This is a genomic window from Amycolatopsis sp. NPDC039088 (assembly GCF_055598845.1).
Genome location: NZ_JBVKAE010000006.1, coordinates 207,706 through 223,912, shown reverse-complemented (window position 1 = coordinate 223,912; position 16,207 = coordinate 207,706). Strand labels below are relative to the sequence as shown.

The 16,207-nt window shown below is 69.4% G+C and carries 21 protein-coding genes; 11 read left to right on the top strand and 10 right to left on the bottom strand.

Annotation, left to right across the window (positions count from 1 at the left end; translation table 11 throughout):
* Positions 1-7 precede the first annotated feature (7 nt).
* The gene (locus ACZ7KI_RS10455) at positions 8-388 is read left to right on the top strand and encodes a contact-dependent growth inhibition system immunity protein (protein ID WP_470272848.1); all 381 of its coding nucleotides are present in this window, start codon (positions 8-10) and stop codon (positions 386-388) included.
* A gap of 3 nt (positions 389-391) precedes the next feature.
* Here ACZ7KI_RS10455 and ACZ7KI_RS10450 read toward each other — a convergent pair whose 3' ends face one another.
* Complete coding sequence (locus tag ACZ7KI_RS10450; RefSeq protein ID WP_470272847.1) at positions 392-850, bottom strand: cupin domain-containing protein; 459 nt, start codon at positions 848-850, stop codon at positions 392-394.
* 36 nt (positions 851-886) lie between these two features.
* On the opposite strand from ACZ7KI_RS10450, the gene ACZ7KI_RS10445 reads away from it, so the two are divergent.
* Positions 887-1,024, top strand: coding sequence for a hypothetical protein (locus ACZ7KI_RS10445; RefSeq protein ID WP_470272846.1), 138 nt, complete (start codon positions 887-889; stop codon positions 1,022-1,024).
* 80 nt (positions 1,025-1,104) lie between these two features.
* Here ACZ7KI_RS10445 and ACZ7KI_RS10440 read toward each other — a convergent pair whose 3' ends face one another.
* Both ACZ7KI_RS10440 and ACZ7KI_RS10435 read right to left on the bottom strand, forming a co-directional pair.
* Complete coding sequence (locus ACZ7KI_RS10440; protein WP_037319102.1) at positions 1,105-1,308, bottom strand: cold-shock protein; 204 nt, start codon at positions 1,306-1,308, stop codon at positions 1,105-1,107.
* A gap of 241 nt (positions 1,309-1,549) precedes the next feature.
* Positions 1,550-2,125, bottom strand: coding sequence for a dihydrofolate reductase family protein (locus ACZ7KI_RS10435; RefSeq protein WP_470272845.1), 576 nt, complete (start codon positions 2,123-2,125; stop codon positions 1,550-1,552).
* Between the two features lie 124 nt (positions 2,126-2,249).
* Here ACZ7KI_RS10435 and ACZ7KI_RS10430 point away from each other — a divergent pair, with 124 nt between their 5' ends.
* From ACZ7KI_RS10430 to ACZ7KI_RS10415, 4 genes are read left to right on the top strand one after another with little or no spacing between them, the layout of a single operon-like run.
* A complete protein-coding gene (locus tag ACZ7KI_RS10430) occupies positions 2,250-3,134 on the top strand; it encodes an alpha/beta fold hydrolase (RefSeq protein WP_470272844.1) in 885 nt (294 codons plus the stop codon).
* Positions 3,135-3,164: 30 nt separating this feature from the next.
* Positions 3,165-3,914, top strand: coding sequence for a MerR family transcriptional regulator (locus ACZ7KI_RS10425; protein ID WP_470272843.1), 750 nt, complete (start codon positions 3,165-3,167; stop codon positions 3,912-3,914).
* A gap of 56 nt (positions 3,915-3,970) precedes the next feature.
* The gene (locus ACZ7KI_RS10420; protein ID WP_470272842.1) at positions 3,971-4,669 is read left to right on the top strand and encodes a GAF and ANTAR domain-containing protein; all 699 of its coding nucleotides are present in this window, start codon (positions 3,971-3,973) and stop codon (positions 4,667-4,669) included.
* Between the two features lie 5 nt (positions 4,670-4,674).
* Positions 4,675-5,421 (top strand): GAF and ANTAR domain-containing protein, encoded by a 747-nt coding sequence (locus tag ACZ7KI_RS10415; protein ID WP_470272841.1) that lies wholly within the window; start codon positions 4,675-4,677, stop codon positions 5,419-5,421.
* On the opposite strand, the gene ACZ7KI_RS10410 is transcribed toward ACZ7KI_RS10415, so the two are convergent.
* The 5 genes from ACZ7KI_RS10410 to ACZ7KI_RS10390 form a co-directional block, all read right to left on the bottom strand.
* Positions 5,323-5,766: a hypothetical protein gene (locus ACZ7KI_RS10410; protein ID WP_470272840.1), complete on the bottom strand. Its 444-nt coding sequence runs from the start codon at positions 5,764-5,766 to the stop codon at positions 5,323-5,325. The two genes, ACZ7KI_RS10415 and ACZ7KI_RS10410, sit on opposite strands and share 99 nt — an antisense overlap.
* Before the next feature lie 182 nt (positions 5,767-5,948).
* Positions 5,949-6,173: a hypothetical protein gene (locus ACZ7KI_RS10405; RefSeq protein ID WP_470272839.1), complete on the bottom strand. Its 225-nt coding sequence runs from the start codon at positions 6,171-6,173 to the stop codon at positions 5,949-5,951.
* An 8-nt stretch (positions 6,174-6,181) separates the two neighbouring features.
* A complete protein-coding gene (locus ACZ7KI_RS10400; protein ID WP_470272838.1) occupies positions 6,182-6,472 on the bottom strand; it encodes an iron-sulfur cluster biosynthesis protein in 291 nt (96 codons plus the stop codon).
* A gap of 31 nt (positions 6,473-6,503) precedes the next feature.
* The gene (locus ACZ7KI_RS10395) at positions 6,504-6,935 is read right to left on the bottom strand and encodes an STAS domain-containing protein (RefSeq protein WP_470272921.1); all 432 of its coding nucleotides are present in this window, start codon (positions 6,933-6,935) and stop codon (positions 6,504-6,506) included.
* A gap of 173 nt (positions 6,936-7,108) precedes the next feature.
* Complete coding sequence (locus ACZ7KI_RS10390) at positions 7,109-10,384, bottom strand: BTAD domain-containing putative transcriptional regulator (RefSeq protein WP_470272837.1); 3,276 nt, start codon at positions 10,382-10,384, stop codon at positions 7,109-7,111.
* A gap of 188 nt (positions 10,385-10,572) precedes the next feature.
* On the opposite strand from ACZ7KI_RS10390, the gene ACZ7KI_RS10385 reads away from it, so the two are divergent.
* The 4 genes from ACZ7KI_RS10385 to ACZ7KI_RS10370 are packed head-to-tail and all read left to right on the top strand — an operon-like array spanning position 10,573 to position 13,866.
* On the top strand, positions 10,573-11,850 hold the full coding sequence (locus ACZ7KI_RS10385) for a YhgE/Pip domain-containing protein (RefSeq protein ID WP_470272836.1): 1,278 nt from the start codon (positions 10,573-10,575) through the stop codon (positions 11,848-11,850).
* A complete protein-coding gene (locus ACZ7KI_RS10380) occupies positions 11,847-12,236 on the top strand; it encodes a hypothetical protein (RefSeq protein ID WP_470272835.1) in 390 nt (129 codons plus the stop codon). The genes ACZ7KI_RS10385 and ACZ7KI_RS10380 overlap by 4 nt, the downstream gene beginning before the upstream one ends.
* Positions 12,233-13,096, top strand: coding sequence for an alpha/beta fold hydrolase (locus tag ACZ7KI_RS10375; RefSeq protein ID WP_470272834.1), 864 nt, complete (start codon positions 12,233-12,235; stop codon positions 13,094-13,096). Before ACZ7KI_RS10380 ends, ACZ7KI_RS10375 begins: the two co-directional genes overlap by 4 nt.
* A 47-nt stretch (positions 13,097-13,143) precedes the next feature.
* Complete coding sequence (locus ACZ7KI_RS10370; RefSeq protein ID WP_470272833.1) at positions 13,144-13,866, top strand: alpha/beta fold hydrolase; 723 nt, start codon at positions 13,144-13,146, stop codon at positions 13,864-13,866.
* Between the two features lie 73 nt (positions 13,867-13,939).
* On the opposite strand, the gene ACZ7KI_RS10365 is transcribed toward ACZ7KI_RS10370, so the two are convergent.
* Both ACZ7KI_RS10365 and ACZ7KI_RS10360 read right to left on the bottom strand, forming a co-directional pair.
* Positions 13,940-14,791, bottom strand: a complete 852-nt coding sequence (locus ACZ7KI_RS10365) for a hypothetical protein (RefSeq protein ID WP_470272832.1) — start codon at positions 14,789-14,791, stop codon at positions 13,940-13,942.
* A gap of 10 nt (positions 14,792-14,801) precedes the next feature.
* Positions 14,802-15,296 (bottom strand): SigE family RNA polymerase sigma factor, encoded by a 495-nt coding sequence (locus ACZ7KI_RS10360; protein WP_470272831.1) that lies wholly within the window; start codon positions 15,294-15,296, stop codon positions 14,802-14,804.
* Positions 15,297-15,568: 272 nt separating this feature from the next.
* On the opposite strand from ACZ7KI_RS10360, the gene ACZ7KI_RS10355 reads away from it, so the two are divergent.
* Positions 15,569-16,045: a hypothetical protein gene (locus tag ACZ7KI_RS10355; RefSeq protein ID WP_470272830.1), complete on the top strand. Its 477-nt coding sequence runs from the start codon at positions 15,569-15,571 to the stop codon at positions 16,043-16,045.
* Positions 16,046-16,207 lie beyond the last annotated feature (162 nt).

The window sequence follows — 16,207 nt, the reverse complement described above, 5'->3', positions numbered from 1 at the left end:
CGGGCCCGTGACCACTTTGGACGACCTCGAACCGCCATGGGGCGACCCGCCATCGGACGCGACCGGCCTCATGACGACGGTCTACCGGTTGCGCCGCAAGCCGATCCGGGACTTCGAGGTAGAGGATCTGCGAGTGCTGCTGGGGCAGCAGGTGAGCGTCGAGGTGCTCGTTCCCCTCGCGCTTCCCCTGCTCGAAGCCGACCCCATGGCCGAAGGCCGGTACTACCCCGGCGACCTGCTCTCCGCGATCCTCACGGTGCGGGCGCCGTACTGGCGTGAGCACCCGGATCGCCTCGCGCGGCTGCGCGAGGTGATCCGGGTGGCCAGGGAAACCGGCGACGTCAAGCCGTTGCGAAAGCAGCTCGACGCGTTTCCCCAGGAGAACTGAACTTCAGGGCGGGCTTTGCGAGGCGAGGTCCCATTCCGGCGCGTCGACGAAATGGACGTCGTAGCGTCCGTGGATCCGGTCGACCTCGTCCGGCGGCAGGTTTCCGCGCAGGATCTCCGGCAGGGCACGGAAGTAGTCGAATCGCTCGACACCAGGAGTGAGGGTGATGAGCACGTCCGCGGCGAGCTCCGGCAGCGCGGCGAACGCGTGCCGGACGCTGGGCGGCACCACGACGTAACCACCCTTGTCGACGGTGATCAGCTCGGTGCCCACCATCATGCGGAGCGACCCGTCGAACACGTAGAAGGCTTCCGCGGATTTCTCGTGGAAATGCGGCTTCGTCCCCGGCTCTCCGGCCCGCAGGTGGAGCCGGTTCGCGCCGAGGAGCCCACCCGTGTGACCACTGTCGGCCAGTAACCACAACGCGGGACTCTCGATCGTCTCCGCGTCTCTCTCCTGCACCAGCAACGCGACTGGCGGGCGTTCATCGAAGGATCGGTGCGTTTCGTCGACCTGCTCGACCGCGGGTTGCGGGAGCGGCACGGACTTTCACTCGCCGAGTACGAACTGCTCGTGCGGCTGTCCGAAGCCGACGGTCAGTCGATGACGGCCGTCACGCGGCGGCTCGAGGACTGACCTGCGGCGGGATGGTCACCCTTACAACGACCGAAGGCCCCCACCCTGTCCGGGTGAGGGCCTTCGGCGGTGGAAAAACGTCAGATGGCGACGACGCGCTGGGCCTGCGGGCCCTTCTGGCCCTGACCGATTTCGAACTCCACGCGCTGCCCTTCGTCCAGGGACTTGAAGCCGTTCCCCTGGATCTCCGAGTAGTGCACGAACACGTCCGGTCCGCCGTCATCCTGCGCGATGAAGCCGAAGCCCTTTTCGCCGTTAAACCACTTCACGCTGCCCTGAGCCATACTTTTTACCTGCTCTTCATAGCGAGTCTGAGCGCATTCGATGCCCCGATCTCGCTACCTATTCTCGCAGAGGTCGCCGGAGAGCACACGCCGTGTCCCGAAAAAAGAAGATTTCGGTGCGCGAAGACCGCTCGGAAAAACGGACATTCGCCAGGTCAGTGCCACTTTTGCGGGGACAAAAAAGTACGGTGTACTCACCCACAGTGGGTCGTTCGCGTGGTCGATCCGGCCGACAGTCGGACTAGTGTCCCGAGGTCGCTCCACGCCGGACGCGATAGCGCAGATGGGTCGCGGCCCCCGCGACGGGCTCCCCCGCCGGGATCAGGTCACCGCGACCGCCGCCGAACAACGCCGTCCCCCGCCCCAGCAGAACGGGCGCGAGGTGGAGATACACCTCGTCGAGCAGGCCCGCGGCGAGCAGCTGCCCCGCCACGTCCGCGCCCAGCACGAGGACGTCCTTGTCCCCCGCCGCCTCCTTGGCACGCCGGACCGCGGCCTCCAGCCCGTCGAAGACGAACGTCCCGCCGTTGTCGCCGAGGAGGTCGTCCCTGGTCCGGTGGGTGACCACGAAGCTCGGGACGCCCGGCCACGGGGTGCCGCCCCACGGACGCAGGCCGAGGTCGAAGGTGCGCCGCCCGATGACGGTGGCCCCGACCGACGAGTCCACCTCCCGGCGGACGTCGGCGTCCGGCCCGGCGCCGCCCATCCACTCGTGCAGCTGTTCCCCGCCATCCCCCATGGGCTCCTCGGCCCGGACGTTCGGTCCGGCGGTGAAGCCGTCCAGGGACATCGACACATCCAGCACCACCTTGCTCATCGCAAAGCCCTCCTTCGCCTCTTCAGCGCCCGCCCGGCGCTTGCATCCGGAGGTCGGAGCCGTCCCGTCCGTTTCGACATGGAGCTTGACCTTGACCCTGCGTCAGGGTTGGAGCCTTGATCGCATGACGAACGACAGCACTTCCCCGGCTCGGCCCGCGCCGCCGATCGGCGGGTTCCAGGAGATCGACGGCCGCCGCGTCTTCGTGCACCGATCGGGCAGCGGCGGTCCGGCCGTCGTGTTCCTGCCGGGCGCGAGCGCGGTCGGCCTGGACTATTTCGGCGTCCAGCAGCAGGTCTCGCGGTTCACCACCGCCGTGGTGTACGACCGCGGCGGCACCGGCTACAGCGATCCCCTCCCGCTGCCGCGCACCGCCACCGCGGTCGCCACGGAACTGCGCGCCGTGCTGCACGCCCAGGACATCCCCGCCCCTTACGTGCTCGCGGCGCACTCCCTCGGCGGCCTCTACGCACATCGGTTCGCGCAGCTGTACCCGCGAGACGTCGCCGGACTCGTCTGGCTGGACGCCCTGCACCGCGACTGGGACGACTTCATGCCGCCGACCGCGGATCTGGCCGCGGCCGGACGGACGGCGCCCGATCCGGAGCGGATGCGTCCGGCACTGCGGGCGGTGTACGACGAGCTGCGCGCGGACTACCCGGAACACATCCGGCAGGCGCTGGTCGAGGCCAAGGTGAGCGACGAATGGCTCCGCGCCGGCGTCGCCGAGCGCACCAAGCTGCCCGAAATCGCCACCGAACTGCGGGCGGGGCCGAGCCTTCCGGACGTCCCGGTGATCGCGCTCACCGTCGTGGGCATCGATCCAGCCCACGACGAGCAGCTGTCGCGTGAGCTGAACGACGCCAAGACGAAAATGGACGCGGCCTTGGTGAACAAGGTCTCCCACGGCGAACAGCGCGTCCTCTCCGACACTCTCCACCACCGGCTCTGTTTCGACCGCCCCGATGCCGTGGTCCAGGCCATCCGCGACGTTGTCGATCGCTCCTAAACTCGCCGGGACCTCGAAGACAGGAGAACGGTGCTCACGATCAGCCAGCTCGCGGCGACCGCCGGCGTGACCGTGCGCACCGTTCGCCACTACCACCACGTCGGCCTGCTGCCCGAACCCGAACGTGACGCGTCCGGTTACCGCCGTTACAGCGCGCAAGCGGCGGTGGATCTCATCCGGATCAGGACCCTCGCCGATGCCGGGGTGCCCTTGGCCCGGATCGACGCGCTGCTGCACGCACAGCCCGCCGAATTCGCCGCCGCCATCGCCGACATCGACGCCGACTTACGGCGCAAAATCGACCGGCTCACCGAAAACCGCCTCCGCATCGCCGACCTGGCGAGCGGCGAAAAGCTCGTGCTGCCAACGGAAGTGGTCGCCGTCCTGGACCGGATGCGGGGTCTGGGCATCAGCGAACGGAGGATCCGGCTCGAACGCGACGCGTGGATCCTGATGCAGGCACTGGATCCGCATCTCCTGCCGCAACGGTTACGGGACAAGAACGCCGCCTTCGACGATCCCGAGACGGCGCGCCTGTATCGCGCCTGCGATCAAGCGGTCGACTGGGATCCCCGCGATCCGCGCCTGGACCGGCTCATCGACGACCTGGACGCGTGGGAGATCGAGCACGAAGGCGATACCAGCCGGCCCGGCTACCTGAAGCTGGTCGTTTCCCGGATTTCCGAGAGTTCACCCGCGTGGCAACGTGTCGTCGACGCGCTCGCCCATCGGTCGCGAAAACGACGGCGACCGGAAGGACGCCCGCGGGCAGTAGACTGAACTCGCTGCTTACGCTCCGGACCTCGGCGGACACTTCGAGGGACGAGAGGACCATCGTGACCGCTCGACGGCACGTCGAGCTGCTGAGCATGCTCAAGGCCGGGAGCACTGATCCGGCCACACTGCTGCGGCGAATGTGCGAACTGTGTGTCGATATCTGCGGGGTATCCGGCGCCGCGATCATCGTCCACGCCACCGGTGACGGCACCGCGCAAGCCGTCGCCTGCGCGACCGATCCGATCAGCCTGGTCCTCGACGACCTCCAGCGCACGGTCGGCGAAGGCCCCAGGAACGCGGCGCGTGCCTTGGGCGGCCCGGTGCTGGTCGCGGATCTGGCGACCGCGGGTGCCCGGTGGCCCGCCTTCACCTCCGAAGCACAGGCCGCCGGTGTGGCGGCGGTGTTCTCGTTCCCGCTGCACATCGGCGCGGTGCGGGTCGGCACCCTCGACCTCCACCGCGACAGCGAAGGCTCCCTCGGCTGGGCGGAGCTGAGGGACGCGCTGACTCTCGCCGACATCGCCACCCACCTGCTGCTCGACGATCTCGACGGGCCGGATCCCATGGACGTCGGCTGGCTGTCCGATGTCCATGCCGTGGTGCACCAGGCCACCGGCGTCGTCACCGTCCAGCTGAACGTCTCCATGCAGGACGCGTTGCTGCGCATCCGCGCGCACGCCTACGCTCATCGAACCCCCCTCGACGAGGTGTCCCGGCGGATCGTCGGCCGCGACCTCTACCTCGAGATAGGAGACTGACCGGCATGTCAGAACAACCGCGGGTCACGGGCCATGAGCAGCGGTTGGCCGACACGTTCGTCGCACTCGCCGACACCCTGATCGACGACTTCGACGTCCTGGAGTTCCTGCACATGCTGTGCGACCAGTGCGTCGAACTGCTCGAAGTCTCCGCGGCCGGAGTGATCCTGCTCGACGAGCACGGCGGGCTGCGTATGGCGGCGGCTTCCTCCGAACGGGCGGAACTGCTGGAGGTGTTCGCCGTGCAGACCGAGGACGGACCCTGCATCGACTGCGTCCGCACCGGAGCGCCGAGCGCCAGCGGGAACCTCACCGCCGACGCCTCCCGATGGCCGAGCTTCGCCGCCACCGCCCGCGACTGCGGATTCCAAGCCGTACAAGCGGTACCGATGCGGCTGCGCGGTCAGGTCATCGGCGTGCTGACCTTGCTGAAGGCGGAAAGCGACGGGGTGCACGACACGAGCACCCGGCTCGGCCAAGCACTGGCCGACGTCGCCACGATCGGCATCCTGCACCAGCGGGCCATGGGCAACGCCGACCTGCTCACCGAACAACTGCAAACCGCGCTCAACAGCCGGGTCATCATCGAACAGGCCAAAGGCGTGCTCGCCGCCCACGGCGAAAACCTGGACATGGACGCGGCCTTCGCGGCACTACGGGGCTACGCCCGCTCCCGCCGGCAGCGCCTTTCCGAGCTGGCCCGCGCGGTGGCGGACGGCACCGCGGACATCCCCGGAATCCTCGCCCACTGACCGCGGGCCCGCGAAACCGTCGCGCACCCGATCGTCGAGGTAGACCAATCCGATGAGCGAAGACAACGTCGTGTTGGTGGTGAACATGATCGCGGTGACCGCGGTCGGTCTGCCCTTCTGCAAGGCCATGGCGAAGACGACCGCCGCCGTCAGTCCATTGAGGACGATCGCCCAGACGGACGGCTCGAGGGCGAGCCGCCACACCGCGTCCGGAGGACTCAAGGTCCGCGCCGAGACGCCGACGACGCTGAAGCCCAGACCTGCGCCGAAGGCCAACGCCGGCGCCGTCCAGCCGCGGTCGCGACGCTTGGCGTAGCAGGCGATCGCCGCCACCGGAAGCGCCATGCCCAGCAGGATCCAGCGCCATCCGGGCGGCAGCGCCCGCGCCGGACCCGGGTCGGCGACAGGCCCAACAGGATCAGACCCGTCGCGCCGAGACCCAACCTGGCCCATCCCGCTTCGGCCATACGGGTGCCCATGAAGGCGGCGATGGTGGCCGTCACCCCCACACTGAAGGCGAGCAGCGACTACACCAGGAACAGCGGCAACCGATGCAGTGCCGCCGCGGCGCACAGGAATCCCGCCAGATCCACCGCGAGACCGAGGAAGTACAGCGGCTGGCTCCGGAGGGCGGCCAGGTCGAACGACCGGCCGCCGTACACACCCGCGCGCCGGATGCCCATGGACTCGAGGATCGAGCCGCTCCCCGACGCCAAAGCCGCCATGACGGCCAAGACGTAGCCCAGGATCATCCGGCCGCTCAGCCCGCCGTCGTGATCAGGAAGGTGTAGTGGCCGTCGATGTCCTTGCGGACGTCGAGAACCTTGTCGGCGAGGCGGACCCGGGTTTCGCGGGCGAGGAACACCTGGGTGCTCGTGGTCGCGATGATGTCGTCGCCCGCGGCGGCATGCGCGGCGACTTCGACGTCGAGCGCGGCACCGTCTTCCGGGAGGCCGTTGAGGGTCAGGCGCAGCCCGCCTTCCGCTTGGACGTTCTGTGCCATGGTCAACTGGTTGATCGCTTCGGTGGCCGATTCGGTCATGGTGAACACAGGCGGTCCTTCTTTCACTGTCCGGCGGCCATCAAGACTCTGTGGATCCGAGCGGACTCTTGCGGTCTTCGGTTCTTTTGACCGGCGCCGCGATGGCCGCCGAGCGTGATGTGTGAATGATCAGTTGTTCGTGCAGCCGGGCGATCTGGATCGGGCGCCAGGTCGCGCGGGTGGTGGCGACGACCCGCAGATCGGTGCGGGAGCCTGCCTGCCGGTGCGCGGCCAGCAGGACCTCCAACCCCGTGGAATTGAGAAACCGGACGTGGGTCAGATCCACGACCAGCCGTTTCGGCCGATCCGCCAACGCCGATTCGATCGCCTCGCGCACCGCGGGCGCGGTGTGCAGGTCCACATCGCCGTCCACGGCGATGACCAGCGTCCGGCCACACCGCTCGACCGCCACGGTCAACGGCGGGGCCCGGTGGGGCGGCGGTTCCTCGGCGGACGGGAGATCGAACGTCATGAGTTTCACGAGTGGGCTCCAGACTTTGCCGGCCGCTACTGAAACTCACCGCGCGAGAAGGACAGGCGCACGGCCGAGGGACAGATGCGGCCTCGTTGACGGTCGGTCGTCGTGAGGGCGATGTCTGGGCACTCCGGCGCTGTCACCTTCGATCCTACCGCGATGGCGATGCTTCAGCGCCTGCTGGAACCCCTCGCGTCGAGATGACCGGCGAGTTCGTCGAGTACCTGCCGGGCCGGGACGAATACGCAGGCTCCCGGTCCGAGGATCTCGCCTGCCGAGGGCAGCAGCGCTCGGTAGGCCAGCTCGGCGATGCGCTCGTCGCCCGTGTGGACCGCGGTCAAGCCGACCAGCGCGATGTCGAGTTCGTAGGTGGCGTCCGGGAACGCGGGAAGGGCCGCCGGAAGTATTTCGCGCGCCCTGTCGAGGTCACCCGCCAAGGCGAGGGTGAGCGCGAAGAGCTGGGGTGAGGCCGGCCATGCCGGATACCGGTCCGCGTAGTCGGGCAGGAGTTCCGCCGCCCGGCCGGCGCGGTAGGCCCGGCACCAGCGCACCGTCATGAGCAGGAGGTCGGCTCGCTGGACCCCGGCGTCGTCCAGAGCCTGCGCGCCGGCCTGATAGGCCTTCGTCACGTCTTCGTCGGGAGCATCGGCCAGGTCGAGCAGCATGGCGCGATGCCACCGCACCCTGGCGGCGCTCGCGGGGTGCGGGAGCCTGCGTACCTGACTGTCCAGATTGGACAGAGCCTGCTCCGCTCCGGACAGGTCGCCGCGCTGCTCGGCGGCGTAGAGCTGCCACAGCAGGCCCAGGCGTTCGGAAACCACGAGTTCGTGTTCCCGGCCCAGTGCGACCAGTTCGGCCGCCAGTCCGGTTCGCCGGGCCAAACCGCCCGGGGTGGCGTAGGCCTGGGTATGAGCGGCGATCAGCACTTCCGCTCTGGTACTGGCGGAGAGGTCGATCCGCTGTGCGATCGCCTCGGCTTGCGCGGCCGCCGCCCGGCCCCGGTCACGTTCGCGGTCGTCGGGATGGCCGTAGAGCTCGATGGCCAGCTTGGTCAGCAACAGCGCGCGAAGCTCACTGTCCTCTTCGGACAGCTGACTCAGGTTCTGTGCCAGCAGGTCCACCACGCGCCGCAGGTGAACGGCTTGTTCGGGGGCCACGCGTCGTTCGGCGAGCACCGGGTTGCCAGGGTCAAGGGAAATGACGACCTGCGCGGTCAAGGCGGGGTCGGCCAGTTCGGCGAGCGGCGCGAGCGACTCGGCGCGGATGGCGCGCATGGCGGGCTTGTCACTGAGGAAAGCGTGCGCCTGCAGCAATTCGCCGACGATGGTCAGCCTGTCGCGGGAGGTGCCGCCGAAGCGGTCGGCGACGTTCAGCGCGGCGGTGCGCAGCCGTACCGCTTCGTGGTAGGCGAATCGGGCCGTCGCCTGGTCCGCGGCCATCCGGGTATAGCGGATCGCGGACGTCGCCGTCCGCGCGCTCGGTGCTTGCAGGTGGTGCCTGGCGAGCGCTTGGACGTTGTGTGGCTGGAGCCGTTCGACGGTGGCCGCGGCCTTGCGATGCCATAGTGTCCGTCGTGGCGTCGAGATCTCGGCGTAGACGGCTTCGTGCATCAAGGCATGGGTGAACCGCAGGGTGCCTTCGGTGGTTCCGTCGTCGAGGATTCCTGTCGCCAGACCGATTTCGGCGCGTTCGAGTACCGCGTCGTAATCCGGCTCCGGTCCGTGGTCGCCGTCCATCGCCGCGAGCAGGTCGAGGTCGAATTCGTCACCGAGCACCGCGGCCTTGCGCAGCAGGACGCGTACGTCTTCCGGCAGTTCGGCGAGTCGCTGGACGAGTACGTCTCGGATCCCGGCGGGGATGCTGCGCAGGGCGGCTTCCCGTCCGTGCGCGGCGATGTGTCTGGCCAGTTCGCGCGCCAGGAAAGGGTTACCCGAGGTGCGGCGGGCGATCTGGCCGGCGAGTACGTCGTCCACCTGGTGGGTACCGGCGGCTCGCATCAGGGAGCCGATGGCCCGTCCGTCCAGACCGTCGAGCTGGATCCGTTCGGGGAGGTGCCCGGCCAGCTCGGCGAGGCTGCCTGCCAGCAGCGGGTGGTGCGGGGCGGGGCGGAAGGTGCCGACCAGGAGCACCGGGTGGCCGGTGAGCAGACGGGCGACCTCGACCAGTGGCGTGAGGGTGTCGGCGTCCGCGAGGTGCAGGTCCTCGAGCACGATCAGCAGTGGCCGGTCGCCCGCGACCGCCGCCAGATAGGTGGCGAGCAGGCGGCAGAAGCGGAACCGATTCGCGGTCGCGGTGTCCACGCTCGTCGTCCCGGTGGGGCGGGAGGCCGCGGTGAACAGCTCCACCAGTTCCGGCGCGGGTTGTCGTTCGGCGGTGAGCAGGTCGACGATTTCCAGCCACGGCCAGCCGCCGGGCGCGCCGGCGACCTCGGGACATCGGGCGGTCGCCGTCGACCAGCCTTCGGTGCGCAGCCGGGCGAGCAGGTGCCGGGCCAGTGCGGTCTTGCCGATGCCCGCGGGTCCCTCCAGCAGGGCCACCCGCCCGGTGCCCGCCTTGGCGGCCGATGCCAGCCGGGTCAAGATGTCCACTTCGGACGTTCGCCCGATGAGCGGTTCGCCGGTGGTGTTCTCCCATTCCGCGGTCGGCGCGCTCGACGGTGGGGACGGCGTGAGAACGGGTTCTTGAGTGCGGACTTCGGCTTCCAGCGTGCGCAGCGGCAGGCCGGGGTCGACGCCGAGTTCCTCCCGCAGGGTGGCTCGCGCCTCGCGCAGCGCGGCCAGCGCTTCGCCTTGGCGACCGGCGCGGTGAAGGGCCAGCGCGAGCAGCCGATGGCCCTCTTCGCGCAGCGGGTGTTCGTCGACCAGAACCCGCAGCTCCGGCAGGGCCTCGGCGGCCCGGTCGAGGCTGAGCAGGGCGTTGGCGAAGCCTTCCCGCGCGGTGACGCGCAGTTCGGTGAGGCGGGTGATCTCCACGCGCGCCCACTCGGCGTCGGCGAACTCGGCGTACGGGCTGCCCCGCCACAGTCGCAGGCCCTGCTGGAACCGGGGCAGCGCCTCAGCGGGCCGGTCGCGGGCGAGCAAGTCCGTCGCCTCGTCGGTGAAAGCCTCGAACCGCCAGGAGTCGGCGGCGTTGGCCTCGGCGCGTACCGCGTAGCCGGGCGCCACGGTGACCAGCACCCGGGCCGGTGTGCGTCGCTGCCGGGCCGGTTCGAGTACCTGCCTGAGGTGGAACACGATGGTGCGGACGGTCGCGATCGCCTGCCGGGGCGGATCGTCACCCCAGATGTCGGTGATCAGCCGGTCGATGGCGACCACCTGACCCCGCGCGACCAGCAGGCGGGCGAGGACCTCGCGGTGGCGGGCGCCGCCGAGGTGGGCCGGGCCGGACTCGCCCGAGCCGTCGGGCAGGCGAGCCTCCAGCGGGCCCAGCACCAGGAAGTTGACCATGACGAGCGGAGCATACGGCCGGAGATCGGCCGACCGGAATAAACGCTCGATAAACAACGGCCGTCAGCACACGCCGAATTGACTTTTCGTAGCCGAGCAATCGCCGAAGGTGATGAATTCGTTCTTTATCGGTCTCGGTGAGGGTTTGGGTCACGACAGCAGCCCCTCACGACGAAGGAAGACCGACCATGCGCGCCATCTCGCTTCTGCGCAGTCCCAAGATCTGGGTGTTCACCCTGTTCGGCGCGGTGCTCGCCCTCGTGCTGACGGTGGGCTATCTCGGCGGATCACTGGATACCGGCACCCCCGGTCAGCGCGTCCCCATCGCCTGGGTGAACGCGGATCTCGGTGCCGGCGGCCACAACCTCGGCGCCACGCTGACCGAGCAGATCCGCACCGGGCAGGCCGGTGCGGCCGCGCACTGGATCCCCGGCGGGGACGAGGACGCGGCCCGGCGGCTGCTCACCGAGGGATCCGCTTACGCGGCGGTCCTCGTCCCCGCCGACTTCTCCGCGCGGATCACCGCGTTGAGCGATCCCCACGCCGCGCCGTCCCCGGTGCGGGTGACCGTGCTGACCAATCCGATCGCCGGTCCGGCGGCCAGCGGTACCGCGACCGGCACCGCGCAAGCCGTCCTCGCGGCGATGTCACAGACCCTCGGCGGGCAACTGATCGCCCGGATCCCCGGCGACGCGGGGGTTTCCGGGGCCGCGCGGCTGCTGCTCGCGGATCCCGTCAAGGTCACGCTGGCCCCGGTCGGCCCGGTCCCCCCGCACAGCGCGGGCGGGATGGCGGCCTTCTACTACACCCTTGTCCTGATCCTGACCGGATTCCTGCTGGCGCAGGTGCTGCACTCGGCCGTCGACGGCGTACTGGGGTTCGCGCCGAGGGAGTTCCTGCACAAACGGGCCACCCACCCGCCGTTCCCCATCAACCGGGTGCAGACACTGCTGACCAAGGCGGCACTCGTACTCGGCTGTTCGATCGTGGCCGCCACCGTGATCGAGACCGTCGCCGTATTCGCCCTCGGCATGCCGGCCGAGCATCCCATCGGCCTGTGGCTGTTCTCGATCCTCGCGGTGGCCACCGCCGGGGTGCTGCCGCTGGTGCTGCTCGCCGTGTTCGGTTCGCCAGGTGCCTTGCTGGCCACGGTGATCCTGGTGGTGCTCGGGGTGCCTTCCTCCGGCGGCGCCTTTCCACCCGAGTTGCAGCCGACCCTCTTCCGCTGGCTGGGCGAGGTCCTGCCGATGCGGCACACCACCGACGCCACCCGCGACCTGATCTTCCCCGTGACCGCCGGCCTGACCGGCAGCGTCCTGGTGGTCGCCGCCTGGCTGGTGGCCAGTCTCGCGATCGGCCTCGCTGTCACCGCCTTCTACGACCGGACCGGTCGTCACCGGACCAGCGTCCAGGAACGCATCCGTCCCGTACCCGTCCCGATTTCCGAAAGGCAGCACCAGTCATGACCGCACCGCTCAATCTCAACAGCACCTGGGGCGCGATCACCAAAACCGGGCCGTGGCAGGTCCCGTCCGTCATCAACGCCACTTCCACGATGGGGTCGATCACCCTCGACTTCACCGCCGCGACCTGCCCGCACGAAGAGGTCGAGGTGCACGTCAACTGTCAGGCCGGCCGGATCACCTTGGTGGTGCCGGACGAATGGACGGTGCTCACCTCGGAGGTCTCCGCCGACGGCGCCGGCATCAAGGCCGCACTCGGCAGGCATCCCGGATCCGGCGCGCCCCGGCTGCGCGTCACCGGCCAGGTCACCTGGGGCCGGCTGGAGATCACCGGCGCGCCGCACGCCACGAACGTCACCACCACTGAATCAAGGAAGAGGACACGATGACCACCACCTACCGCGGACTCCTGCTGAAGGCCGGACTGCTGGCCACCGCCGTGACGGTGGCGCTGAGCGGGACCACCAGCGCCGGCGCCGATTCCGCCCCGGGCGGGGCGAGCGCGGTATCCGGGACGGCCAAACCCACGATCCTGTTGGTGCACGGTGCCTTCGCCGACGCCTCCAGCTGGGCCGGGGTGGCGACCCGGCTGCGCCAGGACGGCTACCAGGTGACCATGGCCGCGGTCGGCCTTCGCGGCCTCACCGACGACGTCGCGTACGTCCACGGCGTGCTGGAAGCCATGCCCCGCAAGACGGTCGTCGTCGGCCACTCCTACGGCGGCGCGGTCATCTCCGGCGCCGCGACCGATTCCGGCAGGGCCGCCGCGCTGGTCTACGTCGCCGCGTTCGCCCCCGACGCCGGGGAGACCGTCCAGGCACTGGATCAGCGCTTCGGCGGGCCGACCGGGCAGATCACCACCGCCAGGCCCTACCCGCTGCCCACCGGAATGCCCGGCTCTCCGGGAGGGATCCCACCGGTGGAACTGACCATCGACCCGGCCAAGTTCCGCCACTACTTCGCGCAGGACGTTCCGGAGCATCAGGCCGCGAACATGGCCGACGGGCAGCGCCCGCTCGCACTGGCCGCACTCCTGCAGCCCGCCGGTCCGCCGGCGTGGAAGTCGCTGCCCAGCTGGTATCTCGTCACCCGCGAAGACCGCATCATCCCGTCTGCCGGCCAGCGCCAGATGGCCGAACGTATGCACGCCCGCGTCGTCGAACGCTGGGCGAGCCACGCCGTCACCGTCTCCCAGCCGGGCGCGACCGCCGAGGTCATCGAAGCCGCCGCGCGCCAGGTCCACCCCTGACCCGCAAACCGACCACCGGATACATCTTCGAGAGAGGCACCACCGTCATGAGTAACCCCACCATCGTTTTGGTCCACGGCGCTTTCGCCGACGCCACCGGCAGCTGGGAGGGCGTCACCCGCATCCTGCTCGGCCGAGGCCACCGGGTCGTCACCGTCGCCAACCCGTTGCGCGGCCTGCACCACGACTCGGAATACGTGCGCACGGCGCTCGCCACCACCCCTGGCCCGATCGTGCTGGTCGGCCATTCCTACGGTGGGGCGGTGATCACCCAGGCGGCCACCGAGGCCGAGAACGTCAGCGCGCTGGTGTACGTCGCGGCGTTCGCCCCGGACCAGGACGAGTCGGCGGGTGAGCTGGACGAGCGTTTCGGGGGCGCGGCCAAACAGGTCACCACCGCCCGGCCCCTGCCGGGCGCCGGCCAGGCCGACCCCGAAGGCCCTCCGCAGGTCGAGCTGAGCATCGATCCGGCCCGTTTCCACGAGGTCTTCGCCCCTGACACCACGGCGGCGAACGCGGCCGTGCTCGCCGCCGGTCAACGTCCGCTCGCGCTGACCGCGATGCTCGAACGGGCCGGGGCACCGGCGTGGAAGCGGCACCCGGGTTATTACGCGATCGCCATCGAGGATCAGATGATTCCCGTTGCGGGACAACGATTTATGGCCGAGCGGATGAACGCGGACATCGTCGAGGTTCCCACCGGTCACCTGGCCATGCTCGGTGCACCCGAAGCCATCGCGGATCTCATCTCCACCGCGAGCGAGCGCTGACCCCACCCGGCACGACCAAGCCCGCCGGCCCGGCACCCTGCCGGGCCGGCGGGCTTCGCCGTCCACAATGGACTCACGGGTAGAGAGTCATCCCGGGGTCGAGCGCGATCTCGGTGAGTTGCTCCAGGGTGAGGGGCGGCGCCGGGCTGTCCGGTTTCCGGTCGCGCTTGGCGTCGACGGCGTTCGCGGCGTCGAGGATCACTCCGATCTTGTCGGCGCGGGCGACCTCGACCCGATGGATCGACGGCCCACCGTCTTTCCGGGTCAAGGTGGTCGCCACGATGACCTCCCCCTTCGGCCCGAACGACCGTTGACACACCTGCTCCATGCCCTTAGGTACCTGGTCCACACAGTCGGCGGGCATGTTCAGGCGGCCACCCAGCCGTCCCAGCGTCACTTGGACATTCCCCTTCTTGCCCGACCGGACCGTCGTCGCCCCCGCGAGGAACTCGTCCTCGCCACCACTGCACACGCCACCGCCGCCGTTGGTCACCGGCCTCGCGAAATGGACGACCTGCAGCGGCCCGCGCCCGGGGCCTCCCTCGGGGTAGTTCGCCGTGCTGGGCGCCAGTGTCGTATCCGCCGCCAGCCGGGCGGTCACCGCGGTGGTCAGTACCCCGGTGAGCCGTGCCACCGCCTCTGCCGGTTTCTCCGTCGGCACCGGGCCCATCAGGATGGGAATCTTGCAGGGTTCCGGTAGTTCCGGCGCCGAGGACGGCCCCGCCGCCGGACTCACCGCCCCCGGCGGACCAGGCGCGAGGACGAAGGCCGCCCCGACGGCGACCGCTGCCACCCCCGCGGCCGTCACCACCCAGGGGTTCGGCCGGAGCCAGGCCGTCTTCCGTTCCCGTGCCACGATCGCGTCGACGTCCACAGTGGACGGGGGGGTCGCGCCGATGATCTCGTCGATCCGTTCCTTGGTCATCTCGTCTCCTTCAGCTCAGAGGGGTTTCGGCCAGCCGCGCACGCAACGTGTCGAGGCCCCGCGAGGTCTGGCTCTTCACCGTTCCCGCCGAACAGCCGAGAATCGCGGCCGTCTCCTCGACCGAGAGGTCGCAATAGATGCGCAGCACCACAGCGGCCCGGCGCCCCGGCGGCAGAGCTTCCAGCAGGGTGAACAGCTGCGCCCTGTCCAACACCCCGGAATTCAGCTCCACCGCCGGTTCGGGCAGATCCCCCGACAACTCCTCACGCCGCCACGACCTGCCACGCTCACTGAGCCAGGTACGCACCAGGATCCGGCGCACATACGCGTCCAGATACTCGACACCACTCGCCCGCTTCCAATGCCGATAGAGCTTGGCGATCGTGATCGACACCAGATCGTCCGCGAGATGCCAGTCGCGGCACAGCAGATAACCCGTCCGCCGCAACACCTCCATCCGAGACGAGACGTACTCCCGGTACGCCGTTTCTTCGGACCGCTTCACCCAGGCCTCCCGTGGTTTTCGCTCACACCCTCTACAACCGGGTGCGTGAGCGCCATGGTTGCCTGACCGGGAAAGCCTCATGATTCAGGTCTCAGCGGGAGCAGCGCCAAGGGGGATGGAGCGTCCGGAACTCGTGGTGCGGCGGAGCAGGTCGGCTTCGGCTGGCGTGAAGGAGGCAACGCCAACGACCATCTGCATCCGGCATTCTCCGGAACAAGGATGGCTGGGACCTGCTGAGGCAACCGCGACAGCGTCCTGGGCGTGCTGAGGGCATGACGTTGTCGAGGTCCTGGCTGCCCAAGGTGGCCGTTTTGTGGCTTCCCCTGATGTTGCTGGTCTGCGGGCTCGCGGAGCTGTGGCTCGGTGTTTCCATCGCCGCGGATGTCAACCGGTCGGCTGGGCTCGTCCCGGGGCGGGTCGTGGCGACCGCGTCGCGGAAGAGCTTGACCGCGGACGTCGAATACACCGGACCCGACGGGGTGACGAGGACGGAAACCTTTGAGCACCACCAGGGGCGCAGGGTCCATCAAGGGAGCAAGGTACACATCCGAGTGTGGCCGGACGAGCGACGCGCGGAATTCGACGAAGGCGACAAACACACCGGCGTGATCGTCATGGGCAGTGTGCTGACCCTGCTCAGCGCGGGCGCCATCGTCTTGCTGTCGCTGTGGCATCACGGCGTGCGGATGGAGAAATCCCGAGCGCGGTTCCACCTGTGGTGGTGCTGGGTGGTTTCCTTCTGGCGGTGAGAAGGCGGTGCGCTGGGGCCTGCCCGACTTGTCCCGGTTCACGATGGCGACCGGCGTCCGGGTCGGTGCACACCGTGGTCCGGATCAAGGGACAAGGGATGCTCCGCAAGCCGCGTCCGAAGAGCGAGCCGGTCGTCTTGACTAAGCCTCGGGTACGTGGGG